The following is a 12,574-nucleotide window of genomic DNA, read 5'->3' on the forward strand; positions in this document are numbered from 1 at the left end:
CGGCCATGAACGATCAACAGACGGGCGCAACGACAGGCGCAATGCTCGGCCTCTCCGACGACGAACTCGCAACGCACCCGACCGTGTTCGCCCCCGATGCGCTCGCCGGTCGGGTGGTCGTGGTGTCCGGCGGCGCCGGCGGCATCGGCAGCGCCATCGCATGGCTGTTCGCCCGGCTCGGCGCGCATGTCGTCGTCGCAGGCCGCAATGCCGGCAGGCTCGACGCACTGGTCGATCGTCTCGTCCATCGCGGGCTCAAGGCGTCCGCGCATGTCGCCGACATCAAGGATCCCGACGCGGTCGATGCAATGTTCGAGGCGCTGTGGACCGAGCACGGCCGTGTCGATCATCTCGTCAACAGCGCCGGCGGCCAGTTCCCGCACCCCGCGATCGACGTCTCGATCAAGGGCTGGAATGCGGTCATCAACACCAACCTCAACGGCACCTGGTACATGATGCAGGCCGCGGCGCAGCGCTGGCGCGACCGCAAGCATCCCGGCAGCATCGTCAACATCGTCGTGGTCACGACGCACGGCCTCTACGGCATTGCGCACTCGATCGCGGCACGCTCCGGTGTGATCGGCCTGTCGCGCGCACTCGCGGTCGAATGGGCGCCGCTGAACATCCGCATCAACTGCATCGCGCCCGGCGCGATCGAGACCGAGGGTTGGAACGTTTACAGCGAAGCGGCGCGCGCCGCCTACCCGCGCTCCAATCCGATGATGCGCCCGGGCACGCCCTGGGACATTGCGGAGGCAGCCGCCTACCTCGCCGCGCCCTCCGGCAAGTTCATCACCGGCGAGACGCTGACCGTCGACGGCGGCGGCCAGCATTGGGGCGAGACCTGGACGACCGGCAAGCCCGACTATTTCAGAGGCGGCGAATAACGCACGCATGGCGGTCGCCCTGACGCACTTGCGTCACTTGCCGTCGTCGAAGCTGACGATGACGGCGGCATTCGCGATCAGGATCGGGTCGTTGCCGAGATCGGACGGAATCTCGAGCCCGCCCGCGATCGCCTTCACGGTCTTGGTGCCATAGGGCAATTCCTTCGCGACCGCTTCGATATCGACATCTTCGGGATTCGGCACGGCGATCGTGACGTCGACGAACATGTCGTTGGCGGTCTTGCCGAGCATGCGGAAGAAGCCGAGGCTGGAATGGCGGATGGCGTCCGAGACGGCCCGCTTGGCGGCCTTGGTGGCGTCGCGGCCATGGACGTCGACGCCCATGCCCATTTCGGTGATACAGCGCACGCGTGTCATGAAGGTTCCTGTTGTCGTTGGCGTGAGAGACCTTCATTCCTTCGGCCCCTGCGCGCGCGGCGTCAAGCCGGGTCCCTCGCCTCGCTTACGCTGTTGTGATCGCCGCGCGCCAGCATCCACGCCGCGAGACCGGCAAGGATCGCCGCAGCCACCACCATGACGCAGGCCGCGCGCCAGCCCCATGCCGAGACCACAGCGCCGACCGCGATCGGACCGGTGACCTGGCCGAAATTGCTGCCCGTCATCAACAGGCCCATCATGACAGGCACCATCGCCGCCGATCGCGCCGCCGCGGGTGCGGTTGCCAGCAACGTCGCCGGGATCAGGCCGCCGATCGCGGAGAACAAAAGGCACAGCCAGAATGCGCCCCAGCCGCCGAGCACCGGCAGGAAGATTCCAAGCGCGGACGCGCCCATCACGAATGCCGCCACGGCGATCAGCAGGTTGCGGCTGACGCCGCGCGCAAGCAGATGACCGGCGGCGAGATTGCCGACGATGTTGCCGGCCGCGGCCAACGCACTGAGCCCGCCGGCGCCTTGGCTGGACACGCCGAGCCGCTCGGTCAGCAGGATCGGCAGGAAGCTGAACAGCGCAAAGAACATCAGGCTGTAGAGCGCAAACAGCACCATCAGAAGCGCCGGCGTGCGGCGCTGTGCCAGCGCGGTGGCTTCCTGCATCAGGCCGCTCCGCGCCGGGCCGGTCCGCGATGCCACTTCAGGCACAATGACGCCGGCGAGCACGAACAGCAGGGCGACAAAGGCAGCACTGGCCCACCAGATCGTGCGCCAGCCATCGAAGATCGGACCGGCGACCAGCGCCAGCGCGATCCCGAACGGCATCACGCAGCTCCACACCGCCATGGTGACGTCGCGCGCGCTGACATCGACGACACGATCCAGCAATGCAGGAGCCGCGACCATCACCAGCAGGAAGCCGAGCCCTTCCAGCAGGCGCGACGCCAATAGCACCGCTAACTGTGGCGCGAGCGCGCCCGAGGCTGCCCCCAGCGTGATGGCCGCGAGCCCGCACAGCAGCACCTTGCGAGCACCAACCGCGGCAATCACCACGCCCGCCGGCACGCTGCCGACAAGGCCGAGGACCGCAAAGATGCCGGCGATCGTTCCGACCGCGGCAAGGTCGATGCCGAGGCTCTGTTGCAGCATCGAGGCGGCAATCGGAACCTTGCCGACCTGCAGCGCCGCGCCGATCCCGCAACCGATCACGATGGCGACCGTGGCCCATCGCTTCGCCTCGGTCTGCTGCATCACGGCCGTCTCGATCGTCATGCGTCCACTCCGCCCTGGTCAGAGCACAGAGATAGCGTTTCCCGACCATCGACAGGAGTGATATGTTTTGCATCCGATTGATCGATTTCATAGATCATGCTCGACAACCTGACGCTCGATCAGATCCGCACCTTTGTCGCCATCGCCGAGCGCGGCAGCTTTCGCGCCGCCGCGGCCAAACTGGCGCGGGTGCAATCCGCGGTCAGCCATGCCATCGCCAACCTCGAAGCCGAACTCGGGCTGACGCTGTTCGACCGCTCCAGCCATCGCCCGGCGCTGACGGCCGAGGGCAAGGCACTGCTGAGCAACGCGCGCGACCTGCTGCTCCGTGTCGACGCGATGCGGGCGCGGGCACGCGGCCTGGGCGACGGGGTGGAATCGGAACTCTCGCTCGTCGTCGATACGCTGTTTCCGATCGCCGCCGTCGGCGCGGCGCTGACGGAAATGCGGGCGGCCTATCCGTCCGTCAGCGTGCGGCTCGCGGTCGAACCGATGGGCGGTCCGATCGCTGGCTTGACCGAACGGCGCAGCGCGCTCGCGGTTACGGTCAGCGAGGATTTTCGCGATCCCCGCCTCGCGCTCGATGCGATCTGCGCGGTGCAGATCGTCGCCGTTGCCTCCGCCGGCCATCCGCTCGCGCGCCGCGGCCGCAAGAGCGTGGCGGATCTCGCCGATCATCTGCAGATCGTGCTGTCGGATCCGACCCCGCTGTCGGAGGGCCGCAGCTTCGGCGTGCTCTCGCCGCAGATCTGCCGGGTGAGCAATCAGGACACTAAGCACGCCATGATCCTGGCCGGGCTCGGCTGGGGCCGGCTGCCGCTCTGGCAGGTGGCGCGCGACCTGAAGGAGCGCCGCCTGGTGCGGGTCGAAACCGGCGCGCTCGGCCGCAACGCCGCGCTTGCGATGGAGGCCTATCTCGCCCACCGGCTCGACGAACCGCTGGGACCTGCGGCACGTGCATTTGCCGATGCATTGACGCGGATCGCTGCGGGCACGCATGCGCCGAAGATCAGGGCGAAGACGGCGAAGAAACACTGAGCCGCAGCGATCGCTCGCCCGGCCCTGTGGCGGCCGACCGCAAGCGCCTCAGTCCTCGATCTCACCGCTGCGGATCGCAAGCCGGATGGCCTGCGCTGTCGTGGCGACGCCGAGCCGAAGCCGCGCACGCCGCAAATGGTTCTCGACCGTGCGTTCGGACAGGCCGAGCGATGCCGCGATGTCGGCCTGGCGTCGTCCCGCCGAAATCCAGCGCAACACCTCGCGCTCCCGCGGCGACAGGCTCGACGCACCGTTCGGCTCGTGCGCTTCCATCAGCCCGCGGGCGGCGCGGAAGGCCGCCGCGCCGATCATCGTCAGCGCCGCACGCGTCCGCGGCGACGCATCGATCCGCGTTCCGGCGAAGCTCATCGCGCCTTCGAGGCCGGTGCGCCCGAACACCGGAACCTGCAGCCCATGGAAACCGGGCCCGCGCGGCGTGCGCACCACGCGATACTTCTCGCCGCGCGCCGACATCACCTTGGTCCAAAAAAACGCCTGGTCCACATTGAGGAAATTGCGCGTCACCGGACAATGCCGGACATAGGTCTCGGCATCGACGGTCACGCCTTTGCCGAACCAGTCGCCTTCGACCCAATAGATCCGGTCAACCAGGTCCTCACGTGCCGGCGACGCCGAGAACATCACGAACCGGTCGTAGCCGAGCGGCACGCTCGCGGACCGCACCGCCGCCTGGATCGCGGGCAAGCTCTCGCTGCCCTCGATCGCAACCACGGCTTCGATGTAGCGGTCCATGCGGTGCCATCGTGTCGTGCGGAAGGCCGGTCGCGCGCGGCCGAGCGCGTTGAGGATTTTCCCTCAAGCGAGGTCGGCCTGCAAGGCGCGCGACATTGGCGCGCCGCCGGCGGCGCGGCGAGATTCGCGCCGCCCGGGGGTTAAGCCGCCGCCCGCTCAGCGCCCGCCGAGCGTATCGAGCAGAGCCTGTGCGGCTGCCTTGCCGACATTATTGGCGGCGAAGGGGCTGTCACCGGTGATCAGCTTGCGATCCTGATGGGTCTTGCCGGTGATGTCCTTGTTCAGGATCTCAACCCCGAGCGCCTGCAACTGTTCGCCGAACGCCCAGGTCAGCGCGCCCGGCATGTAGCCGATATCGGGCGTGGTCCGATCGATGGCGTCGGGAAATGCGCAGATCTTGTAGCCCTTGAAGGGATAGTCGCCCTTGGCTTCGCCGACCGCGGACGCCAGCAGCGCCGCCGGGCCATGGCAAAGCGAGATGATGTGCTTGTCGTTGTCGAGAGCCCATTTCAGGGCGGCCTTCACGTCGGTGCTTTCGGGCAAGCCGATCAGCGCACCATGGCCGCCGGGAATGAACACCGCGATGTAATCGGAATCCTTGCCGAGTTTTTTTTTCGATCACGTCGGAGAGCTTCAGCGGCTGCTTCAGCCTGGCGAGATATTTCTGGTAGATGCTCTTGACCGCGTCGTCCTCCTTCGGAAACGCCCAGAGCTCGAATTTGACCGGATTGCCCGACACGGTCGCGATATCGAATTCGAAGCCCGCCTTGTCGAGGTGATACATCGGCAACAAGGTCTCGACGGGATGGTTGCCGGTCGAGAACATCGTGCCGTTCTGCAACAGCAGATAGCGCTCGTCCGCGGCGATCATCAGAATTTTCCAGCGGCCGCCTCTGTAGGCGTTGGGATAGTCAGCGCCGGAGAGATCCGACTTGGCCGAGGTGAATTGCCCAAGCGAGTAAGGCGACGGAAAGAAAGCATTGTTCTCCGCCGGATCGGGTACGGGACGCTTGTCCTGGGATTGCTCGGACATCGAGATATCCTCTCTCATCGTGTTGCGATCCGGCAAAGGTAAGCACGAGATCCGCGATGAGGAATGAGGGATTTCCCTCAACCCACTTTCCCGGGCATCCCTATCCCTGTTTCTGCAACACCGTGATGTGCAGGCGGCGGCGGATCTCCATGCCCTGGCGGCGATAGAGCGCGATCGCCGAGACGTTGCTGGTGAAGACGTGCAGGAATGGAATTTCGCCACGCGCCACGATCTGGCGGGCGACCGCCGACAGCAACGCCTGCGCGTAGCCACGGCCGCGATGCTCCGGATGCACGCAGACGGCGGTCATCTCGGTGTAGTTCCCCGGCTTCATCCGTTCGCCGGTCATCGCGACCAGTTCGCCATTGATGCGGATGCCGAGAAAGCTGCCGAGCTCATGCGTCCGCACACTAAACGGGCCGGGCTTTGTCAGCTCCGTCAACGCCATCATCGCAGGAACATCGGTAGCGCCGAGCGTGACGATCTCGACGCCGGGCGCAGAATGGTCCGCGGGCACGCCGATCATCTGCTCGCCGGTCTCGGCCAGCAGCACCTTGAACTGCGGCGGCACCGGGACAGGATCAGGCGTGAACAGCACCGCGATGTCAGGTCCCGACAGTAGCGCACCGAGCGCGGCAAAGCTCCTTGGCGACATGTCGACCATGTCGGCGAAGGGTGCGATCGCGAGCGGAAAGCGCCTTGCATCGGCGCCGCCTTCCGCCAGCTCGCGTTGTCTCGTGGTCAGCGCGCTCCAGATCGGGCGATCGAGCGGATGATTGGGCGGGACTTCGGACATGCGGCGCTTCGCTCCTGATTTTTTTGGAGCAGAGCAAGAAGCGCAGGCAAAATCCAGCATGGCGTGTTGTGGTTGTGGCTCACAATCACGCCAGCAGGTGAAACCCCGCTACGCCACCTTCAGGCAGAGCTCGGTGCCACCTTTGAGCGGCAGCGTGATCGACACGAAGCCGTTGTCGGGACCGCGCACGAACTCCAGGAAATCCGCCTCGGCATTGTCGTTCATGACGTAGCCGCCGACGCGCAGTTGCGGCGCGACGATCTCGACCACCTGGCGCGCCAGCGTCGGCCCCTTGTCGCCCGGCCAGCCGTCGATCAGGATGAAGTCAACGGGACCACCGAGATCGCGCAGCGTCTTGCGCGCATCGCCCTCGCGGATGTCGGCGTAGTCGGCAAGGCCGGCCTCCGCAAGATTGCGCTTCGCCGCTGCGACCTTGGCCGGAACGATCTCCGACCCGATCACGGTGCCGCCGCCATTGTCGCGCATCGCGGCGGCGAAATAGAGCGTCGACATTCCGACCGAGGTCGCGAACTCGGCGACGCGCTGGGCGCGCAGGCCGCGGCACAACAGATAGATCAGCTCGCCCTGCTCCGGGTGGATCGAGAATCCCTGCTCGGCATAGTCGTGCGGGTCGCGGCTGCCGCTCTGCGTCGGATTGCCCCTCACGGGCGCCCGGCGGGTGGCCTGCAGGCGCTCGATGACGGCGGTGACGCGGGCATCACGGATCGCGCTGTGCGGTTCGGCGTTGTACATGAAAGGTCTCCTTTGCTGCGACGGCGTCATTGCTGCAGGATCTCAGCGGCCGCGCGGTCGAGGATCTTTGCGATCCGCCGCGCCTCCGCGGCATCGCAGCCGCGCTTCTGGCGCAGCGCGCTCTTCAGCGCGTGACGGGCGCGGTGCACCTCGTCGGACGCCTCGCCGTCGAGATCGCTCACGCCGGCGAAGGCTTCGCGCACCTCCTCCATGCGGCGGCCGATCCGCGACAGCGCCTCGAGGATGGTATCCGCGGTCGTGCGGTTCTCGCCGAGATACGCCCTGCCCTGCTCGGTGATGCTGTAGAGTTTGCGTGCCGCGTCCTGGGTGACGCTGGCATTGCCGATCTCCTCGAGGAATGTCAGCGCCGGATAGATCACGCCCGGGCTCGGGCTGTAGAAGCCGTCCGACCGCTCCTCGATCCTCTTGATCAACTCGTAGCCGTGCGCCGGCTGCTCGCCGAGCAGCGCCAGGATGACCAGTTGCAGATCCTGCGACGAAAGCCGCCGCGATCCCGGAAAATCACCGCCGCCACCCCGCCCGAAGAAGCCATGGCCGCCGCGGCCGAAGCGATGGCCGCCCCGGCCGTGCCGGCCAATGGCGAAGAACCCAAACCGGAAGCCGTCATCGTCCCGGTCGCGAAACATCGATCGTCTCATTTGCTCATTTCTTACTAAAAACATATCTTACGATATATCTACAGATGGAAAGGCGACAACCCACATTTTCGTGAGATTTCCGAAATGGGCGGCGACCAGAGCTGGCCAAGGATGGCCGGCTCGGCCCCGGGGGCTTGTCGACCCTCGCGCGGCTGGCCTATGGCTTTGAACGCCTTCCAGCCCTGCGACTCATGCGCCCCAAGACCTTCGAAGCCCATTGTCTGCGCCTGCCCGCCGCCACCAAGGTGGTGCAATGGGAAGGCACGTCGGTGTTCAAGGTCGGCGGCAAGATGTTCGCGCTGGCCGGCGGCTACATCGAGAGCACCGGCGGCTTCATGTTCAAGACCTCGAACATGGCCTACCAGCTGCTGATCGAGCAGGGCTTGGCGCGGCCCGCGCCATATCTGGCGCGCGCCACATGGGTGCAACTGGTGAGGAACGACTCCCTGCCCGACGCTGAGCTCAAGGCCTATCTCGGCCAGGCGCATGCGCTGATCGTCGAAAAGTTGACGCGGAAGTCGCGCAAGGCGCTCGGGCTCGACTGATCGGCCAAGCTGCGACGCTATTCAGCCACCCAGCGGCTTGTCGGAATCGCCCGACAGCAATTTCGGAAACAGCTCCTTGAAGGCGAACTTGTCGTCGCCCTTGGCGCGGTCGAAGCGCAGCACGACGTCGAACCGGCTGCCCTCCCATTTGGTCGGCGGGGTGCCCTTGCTGACCGGGATCAGCGGAAGGATATCGGAGATGATCGCCTTGTGCTCCCAGCACAGCAGCACGACGCCCTTCAGCGCCAGCACCGCAGGCACCAGCCTCGGCTCATCGCCCTTGCCAAAGCTTTCGTTCGGGGTCAGGCCGCGCCGTGCGGCAAGCGCCGAGATCGTCTCGGCCGGACGGCTCGACGGCGGCTGATTGGCCGTGGTGCCCGGTGTCGCGGCATAGATTGCATCGGGCTTGGCATAGTCACCGCCGGTGAGATCGGTGCCGAACAACGCGGTCCACGCGCCCGCACGCTCCCACCCACGGAGCACAAGCGAGTCAGTGTCGGAGACGCCATCCGCGGTGAAACCGGGTCCCGGCCAGGAATCGCCCGGCTTCTCGGCATGACGGATGATGAAGAGCGTGAGCGCGTCCATGGGCGGCCTTTCGGGAGAAGATGTGTGGCAGGATCCGGCGTCGGTGACGTCGATCCTATCCCCGTTACAGCCTCCGGTTGACGAACCGCATCACAGTTTGCGAAAACTAGCGCGGTACTGCGCCGGCGACACGCCGAGCCGCTCGCTGAACACGATCCGCATCCGGTCGGCCGAACCGAAGCCGCAGTCGAACGCAACCGCCTTCAGCGGCCGGTCTGAGCCCTCGAGCAGCCGGCGCGCGGCGTCGACCCGCGCCCGCTCGACGAATTCATGCGGCGTGATTCCGGTCTCCTGCAAAAAGGCGCGGCCGAAATTGCGCACGCTCATGCCGACGGCTTCCGCCAGCGACTGCAGCGTGTGGCGATCGCCGACATGCTGCATGACATGCGCCTGCGCGCGCGCAATCGGCGAATCCTCATCGACCGGCGCGGTGAGATAGGGACTGAACTGCGACTGCCCGCCCTGGCGCTGCGCCACCACGACCAGCCGCTTGGCCACCGCGACCGCAACCTGCGGCCCGTGCCGCTCGGCGACCAGCGCGAGCCCGAGATCGATCCCCGCGGTCACGCCGGCCGAGGTCATCAGATGCCCATCGCGAATGTAGATGCGATCGAAGATTACCTCGGCTGCCGGAAAGCGCGCCGCCAGCCGCTGCGCGTTCTGCCAATGCGTCGTCACCTTGTGGCCGTCGAGCAGCCCGGCATGGCCGAGCGCGAAGGCGCCGGTGCAGATCGAACCATAGAGCTCGGCGCGCGCGGGCGCCCCGCGCAGCCACTGTGTCAGTTCGGGATCCGGCGCGGCGTCGGGCAATGCCGGCCCGCCCGCCACCAGCAGGATATCGAACTTCTCCTGTGCCTCGGCGAAGCTGAGATCGGCCGATATCTTCATGCCGTTCGACGCGCGCAGCGGTTCGCAGCCGGCGCCGACCAGCACCGTCTCATAGCCATTCCCCGCGGGCACAAAGCCGTTCGTTTCTGCGAACACGTCGACGGGACCCGCGACATCGAGCGCCTGAACCCCTTCGTGAATCGCGATCGCGACTCTCTGAATCGCCATACCTTCTCCCTGCCCGCTGGCGCGAAACGACGTCTGGTTGGCCCGATCCGGCGGCGCGCGATCGTTGCGGGATCGGGCCCAAACGGGCGACAAGCACGCCACGGATCGCGCCATCCGGCGATCCGCACACACCGCAGAGACGAGCGCCGGGCTCGCGTGTTCGCACGCCACGGCATCGTCTTGCCATATCGAGGAGCGTCTTGAAATGACCGAGATCATCGCCGGCATCCGCGTACCCGACAGCGCGATGGCCCGCGCCGCCACCCAGCTGGTGCGCGATACCGAGGACGACCTGCTCTACAATCACAGCCGCCGCGTGTTCTTCTGGGGCGCGCTGACCGGCAACCGCCGCAAGCTGAAATTCGATCCCGAACTGCTCTATATCGGCGCCATGTTTCACGACATGGGCCTCACCGCTGCTCACGCGAGCCCCGATCTGCGCTTCGAAGTCGACGGCGCCAACGCCGCGCGCGACTTTCTCAAGGGCTATGGCATTCCGGAGCGTGACATCGAGGATGTCTGGACCTCAATCGCCCTGCACACCACGCCTGGCGTCCCCGAGCATATGCGTCCGACCATTGCGCTGGTCACCGCCGGCGTCGAGATGGACGTGCTCGGCATCGCCTACGACGAATTCTCGCACGAGCACCGCGACCATGTCTGCGCGCACCATCCGCGCGAGGCGAACTTCAAGGAGAACATCATCGATCATTTCGCCGCCGGCACCATCAGGAAGCCGCTGACCACCTTCGGCAACGTCAAGGCCGACGTGCTGGCGCTGAAGGACATGAACTATACCAGGATGAACTTCTGCTCGATCATCCTCGGCTCGAAATGGCCGACATGACGCGACGTCAATGGCGGTTGGCGGGACCGTGGTCGGGGCCGGGATCCCGACCGGCGGCCGCGTGGGAGAGCCGGCCCATGTAATGCGCCCAACCCTTGTCGTGGCTCTCGCACTGCGCGGCGTTCGGCAGGCCGCTATGGGTCATGCGGAGCAGCGTGCCGTTGTCCTGCTCCATCAGGTCGATCTCGATCAGGCTCGATCCCGGCGGCACTTCCTCGCTGCCCTCCCAGCCGAAGCTGTAGGCCAGACGATGCACCGGCACGACCTCGCGGAACGCACCGCGCGCGGCGCGGCTGCGATCGCTGCCGAGCCCCTTGAGGAAGTAGAGGCCCCCGGGATGCGTCTCGGTCGCGGCTTCGAGCCCCATCCAGCTCACGATCTTCTGCGGATCGGTCAGAAAGGCGAACACGGTTGCAGCCGGGGCTGCGATCTGGATCTCGCGTTGAACGATGAAGGCTTCAGTCATCGATCCATGCTCCATTGACAGTCGGTGCTCAGGGATAATTCGTGACAAGAGTGGTGCGTCAACCCCATGATGGCGTAATGCAATTGTCCTCGACGTTGAGCTGGCTGGTCGACGCCGCCGCCGAGACCGCGGGCGCCAACCGGTTGTTGGCGGACCTCGGTAGCCACCTTATCACGGATGGCCTGCCGCTTGCCGGCGGCGCTCTGACGCTTGAGGTTCCGCACCCCCTGATTGCAAGACGAACCTGGCTGTGGCGTGCCGACAATGGCGAGGTCATCGAAGCGCTCGGATTCGCACCGGAACAACCTTTTGCGATGCCCGATATGGTGGGATCCGGCGACGCCGGCCGGCGCTGGCTCGGAACTCTCGCGCCCGGCCCGATCCACGAGGGCACGATTGGAACGCGGCCGGATGGCCCGACCCTCGGCTGGATCGGGACACGCGCGTTCACACCTGCCGAGGCGGATCAATTGCGCGAGGCGGCGCGGTTCACGGCCGCGCCGCTCGCCGCGCTCGCGGCGCGCGCGACACTGACGGCGGCGCTGGAGGCCTATCTCGGCCGGCGCAGCGCGGCGCGCGTGCTGGCATCGCCATTGCGGCGCAATACCGGCGAAACCATCCGGGCGGCACTGCTGTTTGCCGACCTTCGCGGCTTCACCTCGCTGTCGGAAAGCCATCCGCCTGCCGAGGTGATCGCGGCGCTCGATGCCTGGTTCGACCGCATCGCCGGCGCCATCCACGCCTTCGGCGGCGAGGTGCTGAAATTCATCGGCGACGGCCTGCTTGCGATCTTTCCGGTCACGACCAGCGCGCGCAGCGCATCCGAGGCGGCATTGCGCGCGGTGTCGGCGGCGCGCGTCGGCATGGCCCATCTCGATGCAGAGCGACGCAAGCAGGGCTTGCCGCCGTTGCCATTCGGCGCGGCGCTGCATCTCGGCGAGGTGCACTGGGGCAATATCGGCGCCGCCGACCGCCTCGACTTCACCGCGATCGGTGCCGCGGTCAATCTGGTGAGCCGGCTCGAAGGGCTGTGCAAGCCGCTGGAGCAGACCGTGCTGGTTTCGGGCGCCCTCGCCGCCGAGACCGAGACGCCGCTGGTCGCGCTCGGCAGTCATGAATTGCGCGGCATTGCGCGGCCATGCGCGGTCTTCACTTTGCCGGAGGGGTGAGCCGATCATCTGAACAGGCGCAGCCACGGCGCCAGATGAAATGCGCTCATCAGCGCGTACATCGGGACCATACCCTGCAATGACAGCGGTCCCTGCATCGCGCCGCAGATCATGTCGGCCGGCGCCATCGCGGCAATCAGCGCCATCACGGCGAAGGTCGGCGCCGCCGCCAGCGACAGAAAGCGCGCCACGATGGGCCCGCGTCCACTGAGCCGCCCCCTCACCCAATCTTCTCGTGTTTCAATACCGGCCATCGTTCGATCTCTCTGGAGATGATCCATGTCGTCATGTGCTAGGTTAGGACCGAGCCTCGGAGGGTG

General features: G+C 66.5%; 16 protein-coding genes. 5 read left to right on the top strand and 11 right to left on the bottom strand.

Going from position 1 to position 12,574, the window contains the following annotated elements:
- Positions 1-5 precede the first annotated feature (5 nt).
- Positions 6-887, top strand: coding sequence for an SDR family oxidoreductase (locus ACVIYL_RS34965; protein WP_253608957.1), 882 nt, complete (start codon positions 6-8; stop codon positions 885-887).
- 33 nt (positions 888-920) lie between these two features.
- On the opposite strand, the gene ACVIYL_RS34970 is transcribed toward ACVIYL_RS34965, so the two are convergent.
- Together ACVIYL_RS34970 and ACVIYL_RS34975 are read right to left on the bottom strand one after the other, a co-directional pair.
- Positions 921-1,265: a Lin0512 family protein gene (locus ACVIYL_RS34970; protein ID WP_076831854.1), complete on the bottom strand. Its 345-nt coding sequence runs from the start codon at positions 1,263-1,265 to the stop codon at positions 921-923.
- Positions 1,266-1,327: 62 nt separating this feature from the next.
- Positions 1,328-2,551 (bottom strand): MFS transporter, encoded by a 1,224-nt coding sequence (locus tag ACVIYL_RS34975; RefSeq protein ID WP_253608958.1) that lies wholly within the window; start codon positions 2,549-2,551, stop codon positions 1,328-1,330.
- A 96-nt stretch (positions 2,552-2,647) separates the two neighbouring features.
- Here ACVIYL_RS34975 and ACVIYL_RS34980 point away from each other — a divergent pair, with 96 nt between their 5' ends.
- Complete coding sequence (locus tag ACVIYL_RS34980; RefSeq protein WP_456780688.1) at positions 2,648-3,589, top strand: LysR family transcriptional regulator; 942 nt, start codon at positions 2,648-2,650, stop codon at positions 3,587-3,589.
- 48 nt (positions 3,590-3,637) lie between these two features.
- On the opposite strand, the gene ACVIYL_RS34985 is transcribed toward ACVIYL_RS34980, so the two are convergent.
- The 5 genes from ACVIYL_RS34985 to ACVIYL_RS35005 all read right to left on the bottom strand — a co-directional run bounded on the left by ACVIYL_RS34985 (position 3,638) and on the right by ACVIYL_RS35005 (position 7,571).
- Complete coding sequence (locus ACVIYL_RS34985; protein WP_092089840.1) at positions 3,638-4,342, bottom strand: PA1136 family autoinducer-binding transcriptional regulator; 705 nt, start codon at positions 4,340-4,342, stop codon at positions 3,638-3,640.
- 156 nt (positions 4,343-4,498) lie between these two features.
- Complete coding sequence (locus tag ACVIYL_RS34990; RefSeq protein ID WP_456780689.1) at positions 4,499-4,921, bottom strand: hypothetical protein; 423 nt, start codon at positions 4,919-4,921, stop codon at positions 4,499-4,501.
- Positions 4,922-5,475: 554 nt separating this feature from the next.
- Positions 5,476-6,171 carry a GNAT family N-acetyltransferase gene (locus tag ACVIYL_RS34995; RefSeq protein WP_253608963.1) on the bottom strand — a complete coding sequence of 232 codons (696 nt, stop codon included), beginning with the start codon at positions 6,169-6,171 and terminating at the stop codon, positions 5,476-5,478.
- Positions 6,172-6,279: 108 nt separating this feature from the next.
- Positions 6,280-6,924: an O-methyltransferase gene (locus ACVIYL_RS35000; protein WP_253608964.1), complete on the bottom strand. Its 645-nt coding sequence runs from the start codon at positions 6,922-6,924 to the stop codon at positions 6,280-6,282.
- Between the two features lie 26 nt (positions 6,925-6,950).
- Positions 6,951-7,571 carry a PadR family transcriptional regulator gene (locus tag ACVIYL_RS35005; protein WP_456780690.1) on the bottom strand — a complete coding sequence of 207 codons (621 nt, stop codon included), beginning with the start codon at positions 7,569-7,571 and terminating at the stop codon, positions 6,951-6,953.
- A gap of 203 nt (positions 7,572-7,774) precedes the next feature.
- Between ACVIYL_RS35005 and ACVIYL_RS35010 the strand changes: the two genes are divergently transcribed.
- Entirely contained in the window at positions 7,775-8,128 is a 354-nt protein-coding gene (locus tag ACVIYL_RS35010) for an MmcQ/YjbR family DNA-binding protein (RefSeq protein ID WP_253608966.1), read from the top strand.
- 21 nt (positions 8,129-8,149) lie between these two features.
- Here ACVIYL_RS35010 and ACVIYL_RS35015 read toward each other — a convergent pair whose 3' ends face one another.
- Positions 8,150-8,716 (bottom strand): histidine phosphatase family protein, encoded by a 567-nt coding sequence (locus tag ACVIYL_RS35015; RefSeq protein WP_456780691.1) that lies wholly within the window; start codon positions 8,714-8,716, stop codon positions 8,150-8,152.
- A gap of 90 nt (positions 8,717-8,806) precedes the next feature.
- On the bottom strand, positions 8,807-9,772 hold the full coding sequence (locus ACVIYL_RS35020; RefSeq protein ID WP_253608968.1) for a GlxA family transcriptional regulator: 966 nt from the start codon (positions 9,770-9,772) through the stop codon (positions 8,807-8,809).
- Positions 9,773-9,977: 205 nt separating this feature from the next.
- Between ACVIYL_RS35020 and ACVIYL_RS35025 the strand changes: the two genes are divergently transcribed.
- Positions 9,978-10,619: an HD domain-containing protein gene (locus tag ACVIYL_RS35025; protein ID WP_253608969.1), complete on the top strand. Its 642-nt coding sequence runs from the start codon at positions 9,978-9,980 to the stop codon at positions 10,617-10,619.
- Positions 10,620-10,626: 7 nt separating this feature from the next.
- On the opposite strand, the gene ACVIYL_RS35030 is transcribed toward ACVIYL_RS35025, so the two are convergent.
- Entirely contained in the window at positions 10,627-11,085 is a 459-nt protein-coding gene (locus ACVIYL_RS35030) for an SRPBCC family protein (protein ID WP_057019819.1), read from the bottom strand.
- A gap of 77 nt (positions 11,086-11,162) precedes the next feature.
- Here ACVIYL_RS35030 and ACVIYL_RS35035 point away from each other — a divergent pair, with 77 nt between their 5' ends.
- Entirely contained in the window at positions 11,163-12,254 is a 1,092-nt protein-coding gene (locus ACVIYL_RS35035) for an adenylate/guanylate cyclase domain-containing protein (protein WP_253608970.1), read from the top strand.
- Positions 12,255-12,259: 5 nt separating this feature from the next.
- Here ACVIYL_RS35035 and ACVIYL_RS35040 read toward each other — a convergent pair whose 3' ends face one another.
- A complete protein-coding gene (locus ACVIYL_RS35040; protein ID WP_051002888.1) occupies positions 12,260-12,508 on the bottom strand; it encodes a hypothetical protein in 249 nt (82 codons plus the stop codon).
- Positions 12,509-12,574: the final 66 nt, after the last annotated feature.

The organism is Bradyrhizobium sp. USDA 3315 (assembly GCF_054056795.1).